21 protein-coding genes are annotated in these 23920 nt (G+C 31.4%); 17 read left to right on the forward strand and 4 right to left on the reverse strand.

The window, feature by feature from the left end:
• Nucleotides 1-20: 20 nt before the first annotated feature.
• The 3 genes from ND855_RS06450 to ND855_RS06460 all read left to right on the forward strand — a co-directional run bounded on the left by ND855_RS06450 (nucleotide 21) and on the right by ND855_RS06460 (nucleotide 2745).
• Nucleotides 21-935 (forward strand): hypothetical protein, encoded by a 915-nt coding sequence (locus ND855_RS06450; protein WP_265357685.1) that lies wholly within the window; start codon nucleotides 21-23, stop codon nucleotides 933-935.
• A 130-nt stretch (nucleotides 936-1065) separates the two neighbouring features.
• Nucleotides 1066-1926, forward strand: coding sequence for a hypothetical protein (locus ND855_RS06455; RefSeq protein WP_265357686.1), 861 nt, complete (start codon nucleotides 1066-1068; stop codon nucleotides 1924-1926).
• Nucleotides 1927-1989: 63 nt separating this feature from the next.
• Nucleotides 1990-2745, forward strand: coding sequence for a glycosyltransferase family 2 protein (locus tag ND855_RS06460; RefSeq protein WP_265357687.1), 756 nt, complete (start codon nucleotides 1990-1992; stop codon nucleotides 2743-2745).
• Here ND855_RS06460 and ND855_RS06465 read toward each other — a convergent pair.
• A complete protein-coding gene (locus ND855_RS06465; protein ID WP_265357688.1) occupies nucleotides 2738-3472 on the reverse strand; it encodes a rhamnan synthesis F family protein in 735 nt (244 codons plus the stop codon). The two genes, ND855_RS06460 and ND855_RS06465, sit on opposite strands and share 8 nt — an antisense overlap.
• 332 nt (nucleotides 3473-3804) lie before the next feature.
• Between ND855_RS06465 and glf the strand changes: the two genes are divergently transcribed.
• Nucleotides 3805-4950 carry a UDP-galactopyranose mutase gene (glf, locus tag ND855_RS06470; RefSeq protein WP_265357689.1) on the forward strand — a complete coding sequence of 382 codons (1146 nt, stop codon included), beginning with the start codon at nucleotides 3805-3807 and terminating at the stop codon, nucleotides 4948-4950.
• Nucleotides 4951-4962: 12 nt separating this feature from the next.
• On the opposite strand, the gene ND855_RS06475 is transcribed toward glf, so the two are convergent.
• Nucleotides 4963-5718 (reverse strand): glycosyltransferase family 2 protein, encoded by a 756-nt coding sequence (locus ND855_RS06475; RefSeq protein WP_265357690.1) that lies wholly within the window; start codon nucleotides 5716-5718, stop codon nucleotides 4963-4965.
• 176 nt (nucleotides 5719-5894) lie between these two features.
• On the opposite strand from ND855_RS06475, the gene rfbC reads away from it, so the two are divergent.
• The 13 genes from rfbC to ND855_RS06540 all read left to right on the forward strand — a co-directional run bounded on the left by rfbC (nucleotide 5895) and on the right by ND855_RS06540 (nucleotide 20775).
• Nucleotides 5895-6443 (forward strand): dTDP-4-dehydrorhamnose 3,5-epimerase, encoded by a 549-nt coding sequence (rfbC, locus tag ND855_RS06480; protein WP_265357691.1) that lies wholly within the window; start codon nucleotides 5895-5897, stop codon nucleotides 6441-6443.
• A gap of 37 nt (nucleotides 6444-6480) precedes the next feature.
• Nucleotides 6481-7539, forward strand: a complete 1059-nt coding sequence (gene rfbB, locus ND855_RS06485) for a dTDP-glucose 4,6-dehydratase (RefSeq protein ID WP_265357692.1) — start codon at nucleotides 6481-6483, stop codon at nucleotides 7537-7539.
• A gap of 2 nt (nucleotides 7540-7541) precedes the next feature.
• Nucleotides 7542-8420, forward strand: coding sequence for a glucose-1-phosphate thymidylyltransferase RfbA (gene rfbA / locus ND855_RS06490; protein ID WP_265357693.1), 879 nt, complete (start codon nucleotides 7542-7544; stop codon nucleotides 8418-8420).
• A gap of 7 nt (nucleotides 8421-8427) precedes the next feature.
• The gene (gene rfbD / locus ND855_RS06495; protein ID WP_265357694.1) at nucleotides 8428-9285 is read left to right on the forward strand and encodes a dTDP-4-dehydrorhamnose reductase; all 858 of its coding nucleotides are present in this window, start codon (nucleotides 8428-8430) and stop codon (nucleotides 9283-9285) included.
• Between the two features lie 13 nt (nucleotides 9286-9298).
• A complete protein-coding gene (locus ND855_RS06500; RefSeq protein WP_265357695.1) occupies nucleotides 9299-10063 on the forward strand; it encodes a glycosyltransferase family 2 protein in 765 nt (254 codons plus the stop codon).
• A gap of 70 nt (nucleotides 10064-10133) precedes the next feature.
• Nucleotides 10134-10928 carry a glycosyltransferase family 2 protein gene (locus ND855_RS06505; RefSeq protein WP_265357696.1) on the forward strand — a complete coding sequence of 265 codons (795 nt, stop codon included), beginning with the start codon at nucleotides 10134-10136 and terminating at the stop codon, nucleotides 10926-10928.
• Nucleotides 10929-10932: 4 nt separating this feature from the next.
• Nucleotides 10933-12876, forward strand: a complete 1944-nt coding sequence (locus ND855_RS06510) for an O-antigen ligase family protein (RefSeq protein WP_265357697.1) — start codon at nucleotides 10933-10935, stop codon at nucleotides 12874-12876.
• Nucleotides 12873-14012: a glycosyltransferase family 2 protein gene (locus ND855_RS06515; protein WP_265357698.1), complete on the forward strand. Its 1140-nt coding sequence runs from the start codon at nucleotides 12873-12875 to the stop codon at nucleotides 14010-14012. The genes ND855_RS06510 and ND855_RS06515 overlap by 4 nt, the downstream gene beginning before the upstream one ends.
• A gap of 2 nt (nucleotides 14013-14014) precedes the next feature.
• The gene (locus tag ND855_RS06520; protein ID WP_265357699.1) at nucleotides 14015-15547 is read left to right on the forward strand and encodes an LA_3751/LA_3752 family putative glycosyltransferase; all 1533 of its coding nucleotides are present in this window, start codon (nucleotides 14015-14017) and stop codon (nucleotides 15545-15547) included.
• Between the two features lie 41 nt (nucleotides 15548-15588).
• Entirely contained in the window at nucleotides 15589-17157 is a 1569-nt protein-coding gene (locus ND855_RS18830) for an LA_3751/LA_3752 family putative glycosyltransferase (RefSeq protein WP_407658739.1), read from the forward strand.
• The gene (locus ND855_RS06530) at nucleotides 17154-18560 is read left to right on the forward strand and encodes a dolichyl-phosphate-mannose--protein mannosyltransferase (RefSeq protein WP_265357701.1); all 1407 of its coding nucleotides are present in this window, start codon (nucleotides 17154-17156) and stop codon (nucleotides 18558-18560) included. Before ND855_RS18830 ends, ND855_RS06530 begins: the two co-directional genes overlap by 4 nt.
• Nucleotides 18553-19752, forward strand: coding sequence for an acyltransferase family protein (locus tag ND855_RS06535; RefSeq protein ID WP_265357702.1), 1200 nt, complete (start codon nucleotides 18553-18555; stop codon nucleotides 19750-19752). Before ND855_RS06530 ends, ND855_RS06535 begins: the two co-directional genes overlap by 8 nt.
• A gap of 24 nt (nucleotides 19753-19776) precedes the next feature.
• Nucleotides 19777-20775 carry a glycosyltransferase family 2 protein gene (locus tag ND855_RS06540; RefSeq protein WP_265357703.1) on the forward strand — a complete coding sequence of 333 codons (999 nt, stop codon included), beginning with the start codon at nucleotides 19777-19779 and terminating at the stop codon, nucleotides 20773-20775.
• Between the two features lie 6 nt (nucleotides 20776-20781).
• On the opposite strand, the gene ND855_RS06545 is transcribed toward ND855_RS06540, so the two are convergent.
• A complete protein-coding gene (locus tag ND855_RS06545; protein ID WP_135663121.1) occupies nucleotides 20782-22302 on the reverse strand; it encodes an LA_3751/LA_3752 family putative glycosyltransferase in 1521 nt (506 codons plus the stop codon).
• Nucleotides 22303-23889, reverse strand: a complete 1587-nt coding sequence (locus ND855_RS06550; protein ID WP_135663119.1) for an LA_3751/LA_3752 family putative glycosyltransferase — start codon at nucleotides 23887-23889, stop codon at nucleotides 22303-22305.
• Between the last annotated feature and the right edge of the window lie 31 nt (nucleotides 23890-23920).

Genomic DNA, 23920 nt, shown 5'->3' on the forward strand with positions numbered 1-23920 from the left:
AAGCCGCAATAAAGAAGATTATGAGAATTTTCCTGGGTGAAGTTTTAGATCATCAATATGCTCTAAATGAAAAAATTGAAAATTTGCAAATTTCTATCGGGGAATTACACCAAAAATTGAATCAAAGATTTCCAAATGGAACATTTGCGGAGAACGGTTATAAAGTGTTTTCGCAATGGAATGAGGATGGACTGATTCAGTACCTTATCAATAAAATCCCTGAAATTCCGAAGTCCTATATAGAATTTGGTGTAGAAAATTATTCCGAATCCAATACACGATTTTTAATGATGAACCAACATTGGAAAGGTTTGATCATTGATGGTTCAAAACAAAATATTGAATATGTTAAAAGGCAGAATTATTTCTGGCAAAATTCATTAACTGCTGTTAATCAATTTATTAATAAAGATAATATAAATCAAATTTTTGAATCTAATGGTTTTACTGGTCAAATTGGAATATTAAGTATTGATATTGATGGCAATGATTATTGGATTTTGGATTCGATTCACTCAATTTCTCCAATTATAATCATTTTGGAATTTAATAATTTATTTGGAAAAGAAAAGAAAGTGACAATTCCATATGAGGAAAAATTCTATCGATTCAATTCTCATTTTTCCGGTTTGTATTATGGAGCCTCACTTCCCGCATTAACAGATTTATGCGCCAAAAAAGGGTATGAATTTGTCGGGACAAATAATATCTGTAACAATGCTTTTTTTGTTAGAAAGGACTTTTCAAGTCGCTTCCAATTGAGATCAGTAAGTGAGGTTTTTATGGATAATCCTTCACGTGAATCGAGGGATAAAAATGGAAATTTAACTTATTTGTCTGTTAGAGAAGAACAACTTCGATTGATATCAGAACTTAGTTTGCTGAATTTGGAAACTGGAAAAGAAGAGAGAATCAAAGACTTATATTTGTCTTAAAATTTAACCCACAATGCCTTTGTTAAATCGATTTAATGTAATAAGATTGTTTTTCTTTTTGATGATTTCCATTTTATTTACAGGATACCATCATCAGCTTAATTTTAATTTCATAGGTCATGAGAATTTTGTGAATCAAAATTTCTCTCAACCATTTGTTTCAAGGGCACTCACGAGTTGGATTTCTAAATCACTCACTTTGTTATTCCATATCACTCCAGAGGAAGCAGTATACCTATTGGAATTGGTTGCCTTTTTTTTAGTCTTTGAGATTTTTTATAAGCTTGGGGTTTGTATAAGAGGAAAACAGTTTGGAATAATAGCTTCTGGACTACTGATGTTGACAATTCCTTGGTTTGCATTTTTACCAAGGTATATGCCATTATATTTTTTATATGATACATATGCACTCCTTGCTAATGTGATTTTTTTGTATTTTTTGCAAAAAGGAAAGTTTACACCTTTTGTTCTCTTTTTTTCTTTTGCAACCTTCAATAGAGAGACATCACTTATATTTGCATTCATTTATTTTTTGGTAAACTTCCAGTCATTGGGGATTTATAAATTATTAAGAAGAATTGGTTTATTATTAATAATTTGGGTATCAATTAAGTTACTTTTAAAGTATTTGTTTTCGATGAAAGGGGGAGAAGTTTATCAGGATCAGTATTGGTCAAATATAGAATTTTTTCTTTCCATTCCTTATGAAATAAAGAATCCAATTTTCTTTGAACCATATTATCGTTTTTCTTTTTTAATTTTTCCTATCCTATTAATGTTTCCACTGTTTAGGAAACAGAATGTATCAATATTACCATTAAGAATTCGTAAAACATTACCAATCGGTTTAGTGATTCTTTTGATTTTCCTATATACAGCGAATATATATGAATATAGGATATTTACTGAATTTTTACCCATTTTTATTTTACCGATAACAATGATTATAGTGCAATTCATACAATATGGAGAGAGTCTGGAATCGACATAAGTTTGCTGACCTTGCGCTTTTTCATTTTGAAACTTATAATTAAGAATCATTAAATTAACTTCTATGGCTGAATTAAATCCAAAATTATCCATCATTACGATTGTTTTAAACAATCATTCATTTTTGAAACATACAATAGAAAGTGTGATCAAACAAACCTATTCTAACATAGAATATATAGTGATTGATGGTGGATCGACAGATGGTAGCGTTGAGCTCATTCAATCGTATGGAGCAAAAATTAACACTTGGATCAGCGAAAAGGATTCCGGTATTTATAATGCAATTAACAAAGGTGTGTCCCTTGCTACTGGTGAGTGGATTTGTATATTGAATGCTGGAGATCGATTGGCAGATAAAGATACAATCAGTCAATTATTTAAAATACCTATTTCGGAAGAAATTCAGGTAGTTTATGGAAATTGGTTTCTTTGCAATTTAAAAGAAAATCCAGACATTCTTATAAAAGGTCATGCAAATTTAACAAAGGGTTATATTTTACACCAGTCTTTGGTCTATCGATCATCCTTACATAAAAAACGTGGACCATATCTTGAGACAAAAAAACTAATTATTTCTGATTATATTTTTCTAAGGTCGATTGATGAAAAATATTATCAATATGTAGATTTGCCAATTTCGATTAACGATAATTCTGGAGTTTCAAGTCAATCCTGGTCATTGGAGCAAAAAGTAGCATTTGATTTTATACTTGGGAAAGTAACGTTTCAATATATGGTAAAAAGGATATTATTTGAGAGAATGCCTGGATTGATTAAAAATATAATACAGCTGTTATTAAGATTTCGTTCTAACTAATTGAATTTTCTTTTTCGATAAATTTAAGAATTGTAGGATTGTATTTTCCTAAAACATTTTGGACTGTTTCAAACTCATTGGCAGAAATTAAAGTTCTGATTAGATCCTTTTTAATGAAAGGGAATGAATTTTCAGAGATGATTTTTTCCCAAAATACGTGGGTAGGGTTGTTATAATAATTTTTAAAAATCGGCTGTGTCAGGTTTTCAAATTTGATGTACGTACTGGTCTTAAAATTATATTTTTTCCAATATTCCGTGCCGCCCACTTCATAAGACAAAATTAAAAATTTTTTCCAAGTTGTTGGAAAATACACCATTGAATTCCAGAAGTTTTCAAATTCCTTGGATTGAATGATTTTGTTTTGAAATACTAAAAAATAACTCATTAAATGATACGATAGTTCGTAAGAATCAGTTAAACCCCAAATATCGATGTCTTGTGAATTGAATGTTTCGAAAATAGGAAGGAGTGGATGAATGGGACCAAAAATACTATCATTTGTGATGATGATTTGGTTATATTCTTTCCAGTCATGTATTTCTGATAAACCAACTTTCCAAGATCCAAAATCATAACCTAAATTTTCTCTCCAGATATATTTCCTCAAGAAAGGTTTAATTTTTTCTATTTCCTCTGGTAGGCTGTAGGGAGATGTGTCAATAAGAACGATATCTGTTTTTAACTCTTTTAAATTTGATAGATAAAAGAGTAAGCTCTCTTTCATTTTCCCATCGGTGTTATAAGTGGAAAACAAAACCAAGCGATTTGTTGATTTGTTTGTGAACGATATTGAATTATAAATCTTTGGTATTTTGTTTAAAAATATTTTTTTAAATACTCTCGTATTTACAAAGAAAAATAATAACTTTAACAGATGTTCTTTGCAAATGATCAAATTACTTTTTTTAGTATAACTCAACATTGGTTAAATAACTTACCTTTTCATTGTCTTAAGAAAAGTCATTTTTGATCAATATAATTTTTGAAGTGTTCATTTTTCTCTTCTTCAGAATAAAAATCTCTTGATGTATCCTTAAAGCTAAATTTATTAATTCTATGGATTATTCTCAGTATTCGGTAGTTGTAGTTGGCTCAGGTTTTTTTGGTTCTGTGATCGCAGAACGAGTAGCTTCTGAGCTAAAGAGGAAAGTCCTAGTCATTGAAAAGAGAAACCATATCGGTGGAAATTGTTTTTCCGAGATTGATCCCGTAACAGGGATTGAATTTCATACGTATGGAACTCATATATTCCATACTTCAAATGAAAAAGTATGGAGCTACATTCATAAATTTACAGAATTCAATAATTACTTTCACCAAGTCTTAACTACTTATAAAAATAAAGTTTACCAAATGCCTATTAATTTGGAGACAATTAACCAGTTTTATAATGTAAACTTAAAGCCATTTGAAGTAGATGATTTTTTAGCAAAAGAAAAGGCAAAAGATAAAATAGATTCACCTCCAAAGAATTTTGAAGAGAAGGCAATCTCTTTGATCGGTAGACCACTATATGAAGCTTTTATTCGTGGTTATACAAAGAAACAATGGAATAAAGATCCAAAGGATTTACCTGAATTTATACTAAATCGTCTACCAATTCGAAAAAATTATAATGAAAGTTATTATTACAGTCGTTGGCAAGGAATCCCAAAGGATGGATATGGAAAGATATTTGAACGTATGTTATCTAATCCACTCATCACGACTCAATTGAATACAAATTATTTTGATATCAAAGACAAAATTTCAAAGGATGCCATCCTAGTTTATAGCGGACCATTGGATCAATTTTTTGATTATAAATTTGGTAAACTTGAATATAGAACACTTCGATTTGAATCGGAAGTGCATCCATATGAAGATTATTTAGGTACTTCCGTTATGAATTTTGCTGAAGAATCGGTTCCGTACACAAGGATTCATGAACCTAGGCACTTACATCCAGAAAGGACATACGGACAAAAAACTTTGACTATAAAGGAATTCTCATCTTTAGATGATGGAACCAATCCTTATTATCCAATCAATGATGAAAAAAATTCAAACTTAGTAAAAAAATACCGCGAAGAAGCACAAAGTTTGAAAAATGTCTACATTAGTGGTAGGTTAGGTGATTATAAATACTTTGACATGCATGAAACGATTGCATCTGCCTTAGGGTTATTTGAGGATAAAATTAAACCTTCGCTTGGTGAATAAAAAGTAAAGTTCTTATTTATTTTTTGAACTATTAAATTTGTACTTAGCTAAAAACTTTAATATTTCAACGAACATAATGAAACGTCCAAGAGCCATTTTATAAATTGGTCTTTTTTTTCCACCTATTCCGCGCATGGTAAATGTTTCTGCATGCCTTCTATAAAGTAAGTAAGGTTCTTTTAGGAATAAAACTTTACCAGTTAACTCCGCCACTAATCCAATCCAAAGGTCATGTCCAATTTCCTTTGTTTTAGGAAAGGGTAAAGCTTGGTCCAATAAAGATTTTCGGAATGCCATACAAGATCCATAATAAGAGCTTCTCAAAACGTTTTTGAATATTCCTTGTTTGGATCCAAAGTATTGAAAAAAAGAAGGATACATTTGGATCAGTTTTTCATCCGTTACAATTGAGTCATGGATGACCAAATCAAAACTTTCTAGTTTTTTCATGACGGAAGTGACTTTGTTTTCCATCCAAACATCATCTTGGTCAGATAAAAAAATGAATTCACCTGAAACTTTGTACAATGCATTTTGAAAATTTTGAATTGGATCTTTGAATTTCTGGTTTAGAAAAAGTTGTATGCGTTTGTCGCTACTTGCGTATTTTTTTAGAATCTCACATGTACCGTCTGTAGAGGAATCATCAGAAATAATGATTTCATCCTCTGCGGAGAGTTGATTTAAAATTGAATTTAGTTGTTCGGAGATATACTTTTCACCGTTATAGGTTGCAATACAAACGCTGACTTTCGGTTTATTTGGCATTTTGATTGTGACTTTGTTAGTCAATTTAAGGAAAATGCAAATATAACTTTCGTCAATTACATTCTAGAACAGGTTTTCATAAAAACGTTTTCGTGATTCGTTTCATTGGATCGATTTTTTCTATGCGTAGGACTCATTTTTAAAATGATTACAAGAAGTTGGTGGCAAATTAAAGAATGCAAACAGAAGTTTTCCCGATCAAAGGACCTGTCTTAATATTTCCCAAGGTACATGGTGATGATAGAGGATTTTTTTTCGAATCTTTTAAGTCATCTGACTATGAAAAATTGGGAATTCCTAAAATCTTTTCACAAGACAACCATTCTAAGTCAGGTAAAAATGTTTTGAGAGGTTTACACTTCCAATCTCCTCCCCACGACCAAGGTAAATTGGTAAGAGTAGTTAGAGGTTCAGTTTTGGATGTCATTGTTGATATTAGAAAGGATTCACCCACTTATGGTGACCATGTCTCGGTAAAACTAACAGAGAAAAACCACGAAATTTTTTGGGTTCCTTCTGGTTTTTTACACGGATTTATTACCCTAGAAGACAACACCGAATTTTTATACAAAGTTACAAATGAATACTCGAAGGAAAGTGAAGGTGGAGTCATTTTTAATGACCCAACTTTAAACATAAATTGGGGTATTCCGTATCATGAATGTATTTTATCTGAGAAAGATAAAGTGTTACCTTTCTTTAAAGATTTCAAAAGTCCTTTTTAAGCAAGATTGATTTAGATAAGGAAGAATTTTCACTTATATGTCAAAACAAAGAAACATTTTAGTTACTGGCGGAGCCGGATTTATAGGTTCAAATTTTGTTCATACTTTACTGGAATCAGGTGAGGATGTAAAAGTTACCGTTGTAGACAAACTTACATACGCCGGTAATCTAAAAAATCTTGAACGATGGTTAAATGATACTAGATTCCAATTCATTAAATTAGATATCACTGATAAAGAAAAAGTTTTAAATCTCGCAAACCAAATCGAAATCAATGAAATTGCCCACTTCGCTGCCGAGTCACATGTTGACAGGTCCATCTTAGGACCAGAAGAATTTGTGAAAACAAATGTTCTTGGGACATTTTATATGTTGGAGTTAGGAAAAAAACTTTATGAAAAGAATTCATTAAAAGTTTTTTTACATGTCTCAACAGATGAAGTATTTGGAACATTAGGGAAAGATGGAGCATTTACTGAATTAACGCCATATGCTCCTAATTCGCCATATTCAGCATCAAAAGCAGGTTCTGATCATTTGGTAAGGTCTTATTTCCATACTTACCATATGCCTGTCATTACAACGAATTGTTCCAATAATTACGGACCATTTCATTTTCCTGAAAAATTAATTCCACTCATGATTCTGAATTGCCTAAGAGGAAAATCACTGCCAGTGTACGGTACTGGTGAGAATATTCGCGATTGGTTATATGTCAAAGACCATTGTTTGGCTATTAATATGGTGATGAAAAAAGGTAAGTTTGGAGAAACTTATAATATAGGAACACGCAATGAAAAAACAAACTTAGAAATTGTTAATTTTATTTGCGAAATAATGGATAAAAAACATCCTGAAGGTAAACCCCATAGAAATTTGATCAAGTTTGTGAAGGACCGTCCTGGGCATGACTTTCGTTATGCGATTGATCCGAAAAAGATTGAGACTGAAATAGGTTGGAAACCTATTTATAAATTCGAAGTTGCAATCGAAGAAACCATAGATTGGTATCTAAACAATAAAGTTTGGTGGGAAGAAATTATTTCAGGTCAATATAATCAATATTATGAGTTGCAGTATAAGGAATCAAATTGAATATGAAAGGAATTATTTTAGCAGGCGGATCTGGTACACGCCTTTATCCTGTTACAAAAGTTGTCTGTAAACAATTACTCCCTATTTATGATAAGCCAATGATCTATTATCCACTTAGTACTTTGTTGCTAGCTGGAATTCGTGATATTTTAATCATCTCGACACCTGAGTCTACTCCACTATTTAAGGAAATGTTAGGTGATGGCAAACAATGGGGAATTAACCTTTATTACGAAGTGCAACCATCGCCTGATGGACTAGCACAAGCATTTTTAATAGGTGAACGTTTTTTAAATGGGGGAGAAGCATGTTCATTGATATTGGGAGATAATATTTTTTTTGGGCATGGAATGGAAGAGAATTTGTCTGCTGCTGTCAAAAAGGGAAGCGGTGCTACTGTTTTTGCTTACCATGTAAATGATCCAGAAAGGTATGGAGTAGTGGAATTTGATGAACATAGAAAAGCAGTATCTATAGAAGAGAAACCCAAAGTTCCCAAAAGTAATTACGCCGTCACAGGTCTTTATTTCTATGATGAAAATGTAGTGGAATATGCCAAGTCAGTTAAGCCATCCAATCGTGGTGAATTAGAAATCACTGATTTGAATAAAATTTACCTCGAAAAAGGGAAGTTAGACGTACAACTCATGGGAAGAGGTTTTGCTTGGTTAGATACAGGCACTCATGAATCTTTGTTGGAAGCCTCAACTTTCGTAGAAACCGTTGAACGTAGGCAGGGACTAAAGATTGCTTGTCCTGAAGAAATTGCTTTTAGAAAGGGCTATATTTCAAGGAAAGAATTGGAAGAACTAGCAATTCCTTTAAAAAAGAATGGTTATGGACAATACTTGTTTCGAATTCTAAACGAAACGATCTATTAAATATTAAATGAAATCAATTGTTGTATTTGGATCCACTGGTCAGTTAGCAAGTGAATTGAGAGATATTTCTAATTTGGAAAAGGGATATCAATTTCATTTTATAAGTAGAAATGAAGTTAATTTTGAATCGGAAATTGAAATCAAAAAATACTTCGAAAATTTATTACCAAAAGAAACTGTTGGAATTATCAATGCAGTAGCATATACTGCAGTTGATTTAGCGGAATCAGAAATAGCCACAGCAAGGTCCATTAACACATTTGCTCCTGGAATTATTTCTGAAAAATGCAATCAACATGGAATTAAGTTCGTACACATCTCGACAGATTTTGTATTTGATGGACAAAAATGTACATCCTATCTAGAAACAGATTCCAAAAACCCACTCTCTGTATATGGAAAAACAAAGTCGAATGGAGAAGATTTAATTTTGCAAAATGATAAAAGTGCAATTATCCTTCGGACATCCTGGGTTTACTCAAAATATGGGAAAAATTTTTTAAAAACAATCCTTCGACTTGCGAGTGAAAAGCTCGAAATATCTGTTGTTGAAGACCAGATTGGAACACCTACTTGGGCAAGAGATTTAGCACAGGTTAGTTTAGAAGCAATAACTTCGAACCATTCGGGGATATTTCATTTTTCAAACGAAGGTGTTGCAAGTTGGTATGATTTTGCATTCGAAATTGTCTCTCAAGTAAACAAAAATTGCAAAGTAAAACCAATTCCTTCCATCTCCTATCCAACGCCTGCGAAGAGACCTTCTTTTAGCGTATTAAACAAAACCAAAATTCGAAATTCATTCCAATTCCAAAATTACCATTGGAAAGATAGGATTCCACTTGTGCTAAGTGAATTAATTTGATAGGAAAAGATATATGCCTAAAGTTTCAGTGATCATGCCAGCTTATAATGCTGCGTTATATTTAGAAGAATCTGTGAATACACTACTTAAACAATCATTCCAAGATTGGGAACTCTTGTTAGTTGATGATTGTTCGAAAGATGAAACAGCAACGATTGCAAAAGAATTATCTTCTAAAGATAAACGAATCCAGTTTATTCAAAAAGAAAAAAACTCAGGTTCTGCTGATACTCGGAACCAAGGTATCAAACTAGCACAGGGTGAATACATTGCATTTTTGGATGCAGATGATCTTTGGGAGTCTGATTTTCTAGAGAAAATGATTCCATTTATGGAAAAAAATAATTCACCATTTTCGTTTTCCTCTTATCGAATCATCGATGAAAATGGATTCGAATTTTGTGAGCCGTTTATTGTAGAATCAAAAACATATTCTTACAAAAATTTATTATTTTATAACCGTGTTGGATTACTCACTGCAATTTTCCATATTCCCAGTGTTGGAAAAAAATACTTTGACCCATCTTTAAAAAGCCTTCGGGATGACTATGCTCTTTGGTTGGATATTCTACGTGACGGTAATGTTGCCTATGCAAATTCAGCGATATTGGCTCGGTATCGAGTCAGGAGGGGGGCTGCAACATCTAACAAGAAAAAAGTGATGTTAGCGCATTTCCGAATGTTAAAAAATCGGGAAAAACTTAACCCTTTATTCGCTTTCCTTTTGACCATAATACATGGATTTATGGGAATTCGAAAATATAGAATCAAATCTTAGATTTGGACCTTTTCATTGAGGGATTTGACGCTTGACTTTCTCAAATACTTGGTATTTTTAGATATAAACTATGGTCGCTAGACGTAACCTCGGACGTTCTGAAAATACGTTCAAAACATCACTTATCATCCCAATTTACAATGAATCTTCCCATTTGGAAGAGTTCTTACAGAAGATTGATGCTTTGCCTTTAAACACAAATAAAGAATTAGTTTTCATAGACGATGCATCTCGGGACAATTCGTTATCCATCTTACAAAACTTTAAATTTCGTTCTGAGCATAAGATATTGGCCCAGGAAAAAAACCAGGGGAAAGGTGCTGCTCTTCACAGAGGGATTGATGAAGCAACTGGGAATATAATCATCATCCAGGATGCAGACTTTGAATATGACATGGATGAAATTCAAATGTTAATCCAACCAATCATCAATGGAAAAGCGGATGTAGTTTTTGGATCTCGTTTTAAGAAAGATGGCAGGCAAGTACATCGAACTTTCCATTATTTGATCAATCGAATCCTGACGATCCTTTCAAATTTCCTGAGTGGACTCTATCTTACCGATATGGAAACTTGTTATAAAGTATTTCGTTCGGATATCATCAAGAATATTTATCTTGAATCTCAACGATTTGGATTTGAGCCAGAAGTCACTGCCAAAGTAGCAAGATTAAAAATCCGAGTGCAAGAATTCCCAATATCTTACTATCCTAGAAACTATTTAGAAGGTAAAAAAATTACTTGGAAGGATGGAATTGCTGCGATACGTCACATTGTTTATTTCAATCTGATTAAAAACAAAAGAGATTTTTTCAAAAAAACTCTCCCTGAAAAGTACATTCCGAAAACAGCCAACTGGTTATAAACCAATGAAAAGGTTTTATCCTTTTGTAATTGATTTTGTAATATTGATTGGAATTTCGCTTTTATTTCAAACATATACAAATCAAAAGAACTTTAAATTAGATATCATTGGACTTGGTATCTTTTCTTTTCTTGCTTATTCTATTTACCGTTGGCGTGTTTTCATTAAGGATCCGTTACATTTTTGGAATCTCCTTCATGTGATTTTGCTTACTTGTTTTGTTTTTCTGAAAATCGCAGAATACGATCCAATTCAAATTTTCCCTCAAAAACTAGGAATTAAATTAGTAACTTTAATTTGGTTACTTTTTATACTGATCTCATTTCACAAATTGTCAGTGAAACAATTTCAAAATTTAGGTCCATTCCTTGCAATGGTTCCCGTATTGTCTTTCATTGATTTTATGGCATATCCTTCTGTTCCGATTGCCATTGCTCTCATTTTAACTTTAAGAAATTCTAACTTACCTGCAAAGAAAATTAAACCCTTTTATTTATTATCGTTAATCATTTTATTTCTTATCATTGGTAGAGATTGGTGGGATGATTTTGCTTTGCAACGCGGAGTGTTAATTTTAGAAGCATTTTTGTTCTTTCAGATCATCCAAAATTGGGAAAAGAATGATTTGATTTTATTTTTGAAATCTTGCATTTTCTTTTATATTATTAATTCTATCTTTATTTATTTTGCTCTTTATCTGGATCCAAAGTTTCAGATTACTTCCTATCGCGAGAATGTTTACTTAATTCCAGTTAGCTTACTTGCGTCGAATTCACTTCTGATGATTATGATGTCAGTTTTATTTTGGTTTGAGCCAACCAAAGATAAATTTGAGAAAATATTTCTGATCATAGCATTTTTGGTTTCTGTTATCTGGTTTGGAATTACTGTTTCAAGGAATTCCATTGGTTCACTTTTGATTTTTTTGTTTTTTGTTTTATATATACGACAAGATCAAACAAAGAAGAAAAACCTTCTTTATGGATTTATTACATTAATTGCAGCAGTTGGTTTTGCCTTTTTGTTTTTTACTGAAAAGTCAATTTTTAATTTAGGATCAACTGCAGTTAGGTTATCAATTTGGGGTTTTTACATCATTAATACATTGCAAGAAAATCCGATTTTCGGATTTGGATTATACCCAGAGAATAAAATTCCATTTGATTCTGCTTTTAATATAAAAAATGAGTCATTACACTATATCAAAGATTATATTGTTAATTTTGATAGTTTCCCTCTTGCTCACAATTTATATGTTCAATTTTTTGGTTCCTTCGGAATTCTAGGTTTGGTTTTTTTGTTTAGTATTTTGTCTTACTGTTTAAACCAAAAGCGAATCAATTTGGCCAGTGTAGTTAAGAAAAATCAATTGGTTTCACTGGTGTTATTTGTTTGGATGCTTCACGAATTGTATGATTTTAATAGTTTGGAAATTTCCAATTTATTTGTGTTAGTTGGAATTTCAGCAATATTAGTTCTGAAAAATCAAGAAGGTTTGATTGAAAAACAGAGTGATATATCAGCAAAACAATTTTCATATATTATTATAGCGATTTTTTTGATGATTGTTTCCTTCCGGTTTTCATATGTAGATCATTTTACTTTAAAATTTGCAAGAAAAGTGATTCCGCATAATTTTGAATTTTATTTAACAAGAAAAGATAGTGTTTCAAAATTCAATCAGTCTATGCCAGAATTTTCCCTTTCTGATTATTTTTTCTTGGGTAACAAATTCTTCTTTTACAATTTGGCTGCCAAGGATGATTTAGAATCAAATTTAAAACACCTAAATTACTGTTTTGAGTTACACAATTATCCTGCAATTTGTTACTCTAAGTTAATTCAGTTTCAGTCTAGGCAAAAATATTTTCCGGAACTCAATCCATTATTCCAGTATTTTTTAAATCTTTATGATCCTTTTGGGATTTACCAACGAGAGCAATTATGAATAAGCCAAAAGTAAGTTTTGTCATCCCATGTCTAAATGAAGAAAAAACTCTACCTTATGTATTAGAAAAACTAATCAGAGTTAAGAAAGATTATTCGAAACTATATGAAATTGAAATTTTAGTTTCTGATAATGGGAGTACTGATCGTTCAATTAAAATTGCTAAAGATTTTGGTGCTCGAGTGGCACCTGCAAAGGACAGAGGTTATGGATCTGCTTTGGATTCAGGCATTAGAAATGCAAAAGGTGACATTATTGTTTTTGCAGACGCAGATGACACATATGATTTTTTAGAAGCGCCGAAACTCGTATCGAAATTAGTGAGTGGTGATTTTGACATGGTGATTGGTTCTAGATTGGATGGTACCATCCATAAGGGAGCAATGCCATTTTTGCATCGTTATTTAGGTACACCTGTCATTAATTGGATTATCAATCTTCTATACGCTAAGAAGAATAAAATCCGAGATAGTAATTCGGGATTTCGATGTTTTAAAAAAGATAAATATTTAACTTGGGACATAAAAAGTAAAGGTATGGAATTTGCTTCCGAATTATTGATAAAAGCATTAATTCATGATGCAAAGATGGAACATGTTCCAGTTTCTCTTTATCCCGATAAGGAAGGTCGCATTCCTCATTTGAAAACTTGGCGAGATGGAATGCGTCATTTGCTTAGAATATTGTTTTATGGGCCTCATCTATTTGAAAGAATAGGTCTTACCTTTTTCCTATTTTTTTGGATCCAACTTCTGATTGGCTTTTTTGTTGGGAAAGTTGTGAGAATTGTTGGAATGAATTTGTACGGAATACATTCAATGGTTTTCTTTTCGTTTTTAACAATTTTAGGATTGAGTTTATGGGGGACAGGTCTTCTCATTGCTACGAAACAACCAAGAATCAGCAAGATATACCAATTAATTTTAAACTTAGAAGAAGATAGATTGTTTTTTGTTCTGATCTCAGGTTTGGGTGTAATCAGTATTACACTTGTTTGGCTTTTTTTGCAATGGCAGAAATCTGATTACGCATTTATCCATTTTGAACGCGAATTTATCGTTACAACAAACTTAAGTCTTACACTCTTAATTTTCGGATTACAAGCTGTCACAGCTCATATCATAAAGAGAGAGTAACAGTGAATTTTTATTACCGTGGATTCATATACTTTCTCATTCTTCTAGTTCCAATTTTTTATCGTTGGAAGTGGAATGAAGGTCATATTTTTATTTCGAGTGATCCACAGATAAAATATTACCAAGTGGTTCATGCCATTCAAGGTGGTTCTGTAGAAGCATGTTTTTTCCCAGCCAGCGAAATCGGTTTTAAGAAAGAGCAGATACCGATTGGGTATCCTTGGGCTTTTTTCCTAAAAAACGGTGATTGTGTCTTCCAATATCCATCCTTATTTGTTTGGGTTCAAAAAATTTTCCTAATTGTATTTGATCAAAAATTTATTACTTATTTTCCGATTTTAATATTTTTGTTAAATTTTTTAATCTTGGATAGAATATTACAATTATTTGAAAATAGGCCAACTTATATTTTAATCACAACAATATTCATTCAGGTTTTTTCTCCTGTTTTTTTATCTTCGTTGGACTATTCTGAATTAACACTAACAAATTTTTTCTTATTATTAGCGATCTATTCATATGTAAGTTTTGCACGTACACCTAAGTATTATTTGGGATTATTATTATCATTAAGCATTGTATTAAATTTTCAATTAAGACCTGAATCTTCCATAGCATTGGTTTTATTTTTAGCTACGGCATTTTTACTTTCTGAATCAAAGATTCTATTATTAAAACGATTAATTCCTTACATCCTGTTAGCATTTCTTCTTCAATCATTCTATTTTACATATAACAATCATGTATATGGACATATTCTTGGGATGAGAGGGTTAAACACGGTAAATGATTTGGGTTCAAATGAATTACAACGTAATTATTTAGGTGAATGGATTGCAGATCTTTGGGGGAATGATTTTAAAATTGGAATTTTCAAAGGTTATCCAATTCTTTTTCTTTCATCTATTCTCATTTGGCAAAGGAAACGAAACGAACTGAGTCCTTTTCTAATATCAGGTTTAGTTTTTATTTTGATTTTACCAATTCTTTCGCCATATCGGGCAGGAGTTGATATATTTGGAATGAGGTATTATGAAAGTGGAATCTATTTGTTACTTATTGCTACTTTCCCTTTTATCTGGAAATTAAAACCAAAATTTCTACTAATTTTAATCCTTCTTCCTTGTTTGTATTTTTCCTATAAATCGGATACGAGAGCGATCAAACAATGGACATCATCATCCAAAGTATACAAGGAAATAATGTCCGAAATCCAAAATATACATCCTGATTTGATTGTACATCGAGGATTATCATTATCTTATCTCATGGGTGAAAGTTACGTTACATATCCTCAAATAGCCATTTTCTCAAATGAAGATTGGTTGAGAGTAGAAGAAACTTTAAAAAATAGACCTTTGAAGATTTTGTATTTACAGTGGGAAGGTAATCGATTGGTGAAAGATGAATTTCCAAAGAATATATGGCAGGAAAAGTTCGATATTAACTTTCAATTAAAACCAAAAGAATATTCGATTCAATCTGAATACAAGATTGCCCATTTCCAAGGATTTCTATTGGAGAAAAAACATTGAAAGTTTTTTACACATTCATCGATACAATTGAGAATTTCTTTTTGAGGAAGGAAGTTCTTGTATTCTTATTAATTTGTTTTTCCGGAATATTGATTTATAAAAGAATTAGTTGGGATAAGGGTGTAAGTCCTCTCATTCAATCAGATTCTCAAATCAAACTTTATCAAACAATTGAATATAAAAATCATGGTATAAATTCGCACTCCTGTTTTGTATTGGATAATTCTTTTGATACACAATTTGAATTTTATCCTTTTAGGTATCCTTGGGCATTTTATTCAACAAACGAAGCAGGGAATAGAACTTGTGTATTTCAATATCCAAGTTTTTTCTCTCAATTTTTTTCGCTTCTCCCTATCAAATATCAATTTTTCAATTTGCTAATACTCTTATTGTATTTGGTAGTTTGTTTTATTTTAATTTTTTCATTAAGATTTATTCTTAATTTAAAAACATTAGAATACGCTCTATTCTGTGGCGTTTTTTTTCTAGTAGGTTATGGAATCACAAGTGCATTCGAATTTTCTGAAAGTGTTCCTGCTCACCTTTTTTTAAGTATTTGGTTTTTTACAATACTTGCCATTGATTTCAATAAAAGCCTACCGAATTACCTAATGGTTATATTCGGTTTTATCGGTGGTATTTCAATATTTTTGAGGTCGGAATCGATCATCTATATTGGGATAACAGGACTCGTTTTTCTTTATTTTAATAGAACTAATTTTTTAGTTTTTGTTAGGAAATATTTCTTTTTATTTCTCGGGTTGTTTTCTTCAATTTGCCTTCTTGCATATTATAATGAAACACAGTTTGGTGAGATATTTGGAGTCAGAAGTAAAGTTAGTTTAATTGATTTTACAAGACTAAATTTTACGGAACGATTCCATTTAGTAAAAGAATTTTTTGTAGGAAATGAAAACCGGGTTGGATTTCTATTTTATTGTTTTCCTAGTATTCTTTTTTTCCTCTATTCGGCTTTCAAAATAAATTTATCGATGATTCAAAAGAAAGTTTATACCATAACTGTTTTATCCTTCGTTTGTATAGTATTACTGAGTCCTTACTCTTCTGGAGGGCTTTATGCAGGAATGCGTTTTACTGAATTTACCTATCTTTTAATCACGATATTCGTTTGTATAACGATCGAATCAGAAAAGGAAGTATCAAAGAGACGAATTTTAGTTTTTTTAGTATTACTTCAGATTTTTCTAGGTATTTACCATGTAAGGAAAAATATCAGGAATTTGGATTATATAAAAAAATACCATGATATTTACCAATCAAAACTAGAAGAATTTCCAGAAGCACCCGTTTTACATTTGAGTACATTTGATCTACTTTTAATTTCTGATTCCTTTTTGAAAAAACCGCATTGGATTGTGAATCATCAAATGAAATTTGAGATGATGGAAGAGAAACTGAAAGAACAAAAAGTTTCCCAATTCCAAGTTTTTGTTTATGATTTTGTACCTCCTAAAGATGATAATGTAACTGAGGATTTTTATAAAGAATGGATTAATACTAAGTTTGAAATCAAATCCAAGTATTATGAAAAACAAAGAGATGAAAAGATTGCGGGTTTTAGATTGATGTTATGGAAAATGAAATGAAGATCAATAGGGAAGGAATCAAAAAATTCAAATTTGAGATTGGTATTTTTATTTCTCTGGCAATCGGAATTTTTTTTAGATTCTATAAGTTGGATAGACAGAGTTTATGGACTGACGAACTTTATTCTGTCTACGCTTCCTCTCTTGAAAATTGGCATCTATTCTGGGATTACTTAGCTAGTGACCCTCATCCTCCATTGTTTCAAATTTTATTATCCATTTGGATTCACATCAATCCAACTGGGAATGAGATTTATATCAAATTTTTCCCTGTCATCATTTCTATACTAAACTTATTATTGTTATTATTTTTAACAAGGGGTTGGGAGAAAAAAAGAAGATTTCTCTTTCTATTTTTATTCTCATTTTCTCCAGGTGCCATATACTATGCGCAGGAAGTACGATCTTATTCACTCCTTTTGTGTTTATCTTCTTCCATTATTGTTCTTTTTGATTCATTTTTATCTAACCTTCAAAATAAGAAACGCTATGTTTTATTAGCAATTTTATCGATTTGTATTTCCTATGTTCATTTATTTGGATTTATTTTTGTAGGTTCACTTTACTTTCTATTTTGGATTTATTTTTATATTCTAAAAGATAATCGAAGTTATTGGATTTTTTTATTAGGACTTGTGACTTTTGTAGCGTATTTGCCGTTTATTTTCCAATTACTTAGTGGGGATAAAATCGCAACTGCAGGTTGGATAGACCCGCCTAATTTGGTTTTATATTTGAGTTACTATTCTTTATTTTTTTATACTTCGAAAAAGTTTCTATTTTTAACTGTTATTGTCCCTGTTCTCCTATTTTTAATTCTCATATATCGATTGGCAAAAAAAATATTGGGGAAGGGTGGCTTTTACTCGCTTCGTTTATCAGAGTTATACTTGTTGGTATCATTTTTCATAATTATTGTTACAAGTTTCTTTTCATTTTATAAACCGATAGTCACGAATCGAAATTGGATCGTAACTTTACCGCTTGTGTATATGTTTGTTTCCGAAAAACTTTCTGAAAATAAAAGAAGTAATATTCTTATTGTTTCTTTGATTCTATTAACAATTTTCTCTTTTATTGATTTTAAGAAGAATTTTTATATTGTGTTTAAAGAAGATTGGCGTTCAACAACTCAATTCATTTCAAGACAATGTGAGGGTAAGTATGTATTTTCAAACGCAACGCCTGAATACATCAAACTCTATCTAAATTGGAATTCTGACCAAAAATTTGAACCTAAGTTATTGGGAGAGGAGACAACGATAGAACAAAAAAAACTTTGTGTTGTGTATCGTTTTTTAGACGGAAATGGGAAAAGTTTTCAAGAAGAGAATGGCTGGAAGTTTGTAAAAGAAAATACTTTTTATGGAATGGTAGTTAAGGAGTATCTGAGAAGTGAATAAACAGAAATTTCGATACATTACTTCAGTATTCGAAAAAAAGTCTTTTGAACATGAAAATTTAAATGGAATCAGAGCTATTTCAATTCTTTCTGTCGTAATTTATCATGTTTGGGTTACAGTGAAGCAGATTGTTCACAGTGAGTATGAATTTGTTAATTTATTTTTAGGTGCTCTCTCTTCTGGAGTTGATTTCTTTTTTCTGTTAAGCGGTTTTTTGATCTATGGGGGGTTACGAAGGGAATTTGATAAGAATGGCAAAATTAATATAAAAGACTTTTTTGTAAAAAGGAGTTTGCGGATATTTCCTGCGTATTACTTTGCTTTATTTGTATTATATTCCTTCAAGAGATTTCAGTTATCAAAGTTTGATATTCACTCGATCAAGGACCCAGCAGCAATCGCAATGTTTGAGAGTATCCGAGTTGGTTTGTCCAATGTTTGGGTTGATGCATTGTATTTAACAGACATATTGAGAGTTCCTGTAGTTTATGATGGTGGATGGTCGTTATCTATCGAAGAACATTTTTATTTGGTATTACCCTTTTTCTGTGTATTATTCTTCTTTCGAATCAATTTGATTTCTCGTCTTTCAATTTATATTCTAGGTTTTTCCATTGCTTTGTTCAATCGATATTCCATCTCCTATCCCATCGCCAATTTAGATGCTGTTTATCAGCTCTATTGTAGATTTGATTCCATTTTATTTGGAATGTTAGTATATGAGATGTACCACTTATTCCCTTGGAATACATTGCGTGTAAGTTATAAACAATTTTGGTCTGGCTTACTATTAGGATTCAGTTTTTTTCTAATGATTTGGATGCATCAAGTTGATTCATCGAGTGCATTTGCCATTGTGTTTCGTCCAACACTTGTTTCTATAGGATTTGGGATTCTTATGTATTTTTCTTTCTTTATCAAGCCAATTACCAGTTTCTTTAGTTGGAGTTTTTTTAGGCCTTTTGCTCGATTGGGTTACACTGCGTACCTATGGCATATTATAGTGATTCCAATTGTTGCTACAAAAGTGACTCCAATTTTATTGAAGAATCAAAATATGTTATCTGCTGTATATGCTTTTATTTATGTAATATTTTTTACATTTTTGACTTCATGGATCGTTTACTTAATCATTGAGTTACCGTTTTTAAGATTAAAAGAAAAATTAGTGCATCCGATTAAAATTCAGTAAGAAGAAGAGTCTCTATAATTAATTATGAAATATTTTTTAGAAAAACGAAGTAACCCAAAAGTTTTGTCCATTGTGATTCCATGTTATAACGAGGAATCAGTGCTTCCGCATTTAAAAGAAAGATTAACTAATTTTTTAGTGAAGTTGCCGACAAAAATCGAGTTGATACTTGTGAATGATGGAAGCATCGATAACACTATTTTTGAATTAGTAAATTGGTCAAAAGAAGACAAACGAGTTAAAATCATAAGTTTATCTAGAAATTTTGGTCATCAAATTGCTGTTACAGCGGGCATGGATTATGCGAGTGGGGAAGCAGTTGTCATCATGGATGCTGATTTGCAAGATCCTCCTGAAGTAATTTTTGAAATGTTGGAGCGGTATCGAGAAGGATATGATGTTGTTTATGGACAACGAATTGCCCGTACGGGTGAGTCATGGTTTAAAAAGATAACTGCATGGGCATTTTATCGTTTAATGAAAGTTTTAGTTCACAAGGATTTACCATTGGATTCAGGTGATTTTAGATTGATTTCACGCCGATGTTTGGATGCTTTAAATGGACTAAGAGAAAACCATCGTTTTTTGCGTGGTATGAATGCATGGATAGGATTTCCGCAAATTCCGGTATTTTATAAACGTGATGCAAGAGTTGCAGGGGAAACAAAATACCCTTTGCAAAAAATGTTAAAGTTAGCAATGAATGCAGCAGTTTCATTTTCACCTCTACCTTTACGATTTAGTTTGGCTTTAGGAATCATCGTTGCATTTGTGGGATTTTTTGTAGGCGCTTATGCACTTTTTCGCGCATTCCAACATTTCATTTTGGAGATGCCGATTGTATACAACCCAGGTTGGGCTACAATCGTCACTTTGATATGTTTAATCGGTGGTTCAATTTTAATTTCCATAGGAATCCTTGGAGAATACATTGCTAGAATTTTTGAGGAATCTAAAAACAGACCTCTTTATGTTGTCGAATTTGTAAAAGGTATACCAGACTCCAAACGTTTTCAAAAGTAAAAAAAATTATGGAGAATAATTGCATTCTCGATAACCAATGAATTTTAATTCTGCATATTGTTTGCAGGAATATTTTTTGGTTTGAAGTAGTTTTTGAAATTCATCACTACTCAGCTCCATTTTCCTTTTGACATTCATATATGCATTGGGAACATTTTTTGAAAAATCAAATACATATATTTTTTTCAATTTTTGAGATTGTATTAAACTAACTAACGAATTAAATTTTGTTTCGTTCGTAAAATTTCTGAAAGAAATTGCTGGTTGTTTTAATAGATGGATGCCTGCTGTACTTGAAATATTCGTATCATAAAAAATCCATAAATCTGCATTCAAACTTTCATAGATTTGATTTGTTTTTTTGATCATTTTGAAACTTTCTTTCAAAATTCGGAGTATGATCAAATTGACTAAAATGGAAATGATGATGAGTATTTTAAATACTTTATCGTTTTGTAGTTCGGTCCAAAAATGAGAGATGATAAAAATCATCGGAACAACTGCAAATAATACATATCTAGCTGAAATCGTGATACCATCATTTGGTGCGCTTAATCCTACAAGAATCGGATACAGTATAAATAGAGTTAAGTGGTAATGGATAGGATTTTGATTTCTAATGGAATACAAAGAATCTCTGAAACGATAGAACGGATAAAGAAAATAAGGAGAAATGAGAAAAAAACCGAATTTGAATCCTTGGTCGGAAAAACCAGTTAGTAAAATCTTCTGTAAATTTAATAGTCGATTGTTTTTTGCAAAGTAATGTTCTTCTGTATAATTGAATAGGTATCGAATTCCCAATGGATGACCGTATTCAGTATCATTCCATAGAAAAAAAAATGATACTGGGATGAGAAAGGCGATTGTTAAGAATACAATTTCTTTTCTTTTTTTAAGTGTAATTAATCGAAGTGAAGAAAGTACAAAGAGTAATCCGGAAAAAATTAAGAGTTCCAATCGGAATAAACTGAATAAAACAGAAAAACATACACTTACTATCAGTAAATTTGTGTTTTGATTTTCGATTGCCATTGTCCAGAGTGAATATACAAAACAGACAAGGAAAAGGGTGAATGGAACTTCCGATAAATCAATGACTTGGCAGAGTACTACTGAAGTTGTAATAACCAAAATTGAAATATTGATATCAACTTTCCCGAATCCTTTTAAGCAAAGAACACTTAACAGGAGAAATAGTACATTCATATAAATCATCTGCTTGACAGTTAGAAAGAAGAAAAGTTTTGCATATAAAAATGCAAATGACGCTGAAAAGACTGACTTCAGATTATGTTGGTTTTGGATGATAAAAGTAACTGGATGTAATTTTTGATCTGGGTCTAGGGAGCTTGCGGGGTATGTAGTGGATTCGTTTCCATTTTGGATGCTATTGATTTGGAATGCTTTTGCTAAGGAATCCGAAATAAAACTATTCGTTGCAGAAAGGTAAGATTGTAATCCAAGGAAAAAAACAAAAAAAATAGCTAAGATGATTTTATCTTTTTTTGACAAATGAAAATTCATTTAATTTGCTCCTTTGATAGTTCCTGACCAAATTCGGTACACTTGTTTATCAATGATTTGAAAATTTGAAGTATTTTTTTTCAAACTCGACTCTAGTCGATTCAAATCCCAGTGAGAAATTGGATATCCTCCTTTTGCTTTTTCAGCATTCATTACATTTCTTGTTTCTTGTGTTAGAATGAGTGGGTGCCAATCCACAAAAATAATTTTTTTACCCCTCATTTTCTCAGATAAAATTTTGATCAACTGCTCATTTTTTTCAGTAGAATAAGACACTAAGCTAATATGTTTTGTATAGTCACTTCCGATGGAATATAAATTTAGATAATCAGTAAACACGATGATATCAGGGTTTAATTCCTTGGTGATAACACGGAAATTTTTAACTAAACTTGTTTTTGATTTTTGAATTTTTGCACCAAGAATTCCTAAGAAAACAGAATAGGTGATGAGTAGAAGGAGAGTGATTCGAAGTATCCAATTTTTGGATTTTAAAATTTTAATATAGATTGGTTTTAGTAATAATAAATAAGGTAAAATTAAAACGGTATAAAATCTCGGTCCCCAATTATTGAATCCATCGTTAGGTGCTATAAAAGGTATTACAAGTAATGTAAATGTTAGAGAGAGTAAGAGTGATTTTTTTAAATTTGATACTGTCTTAAATTGTTTTCCGTAATAAACAATCAATGGAAAAGTCAATGGAAGGTAAGCAAAAAAACCAACTTTTTTATCTGCATAAAAATTCAAACTTTGAAACCATTCGAGTCTTTGTGTAAAACTTACTTGGAATCCAGATAAATTTGCTAAAAATCGAGTCCCAAAGAAGTGATCGTATAAAATTTCATTCAATATAAATTGTAGGATGATTCCTAATAAACAAACAAGCAAATATACCTTAAGCGAAACAATTTTTGAAAGAATCGATAGGAAGGAATGATCTTTCCATAAAAAGAGGAAAGTAAAGAAGAATAAAAGGGAAAAAAATGGAAGGGTATCTAGGCGAACCATAATCACCCAAGAGAGCGACAAACCTGCAACAGTTTGTATGAAAATCGATTTTTGATTACGAAGAATTGGTAAGAGACCAAGTAAAGAGAAGGCAAAAACTGCCGGCATCTCTGAATATTCCCAACTCAATGGCCACAAATATGTTCCAAAGTAACCAACCCAAAGTAAGGGAAATGAAAATTTATAATACCGTCTGAGAATCCAAAAACCTAAAAAAAGAAAAAATAGAGAACTATATACAAGATACGATAAGGGTAGAATGTACAAAACTGGCGCCATCATTGCTGCAAATTGTATCGGAAATGCACTGACAATTCTATCTTTGCATTTGATATATAAGTTATCTACTAAATGAAAATAGTTTAAGTTAGGATCAAACTCGTAACCTGGGTAATACAATTGGTCCGATTGAAAGTGATTGAAATATAAAGAATATGTTTGGATCAATTTATCATGGCTATCTTGGAAGTAAGAGTTTTGGGGAGAAGTGTACTGTATGGACACAACAACTACAATGAAAAGCAAAAACCATTTTAATCCTAATTGTAATTGTTTCGCTTTTGGGAGAATCACCATTTGTGTTATTTGCCTTTTTATACGATTTATA

The sequence above is a fragment of the Leptospira paudalimensis genome, from assembly GCF_026151345.1.
GTDB lineage: Bacteria > Spirochaetota > Leptospiria > Leptospirales > Leptospiraceae > Leptospira_A > Leptospira_A paudalimensis.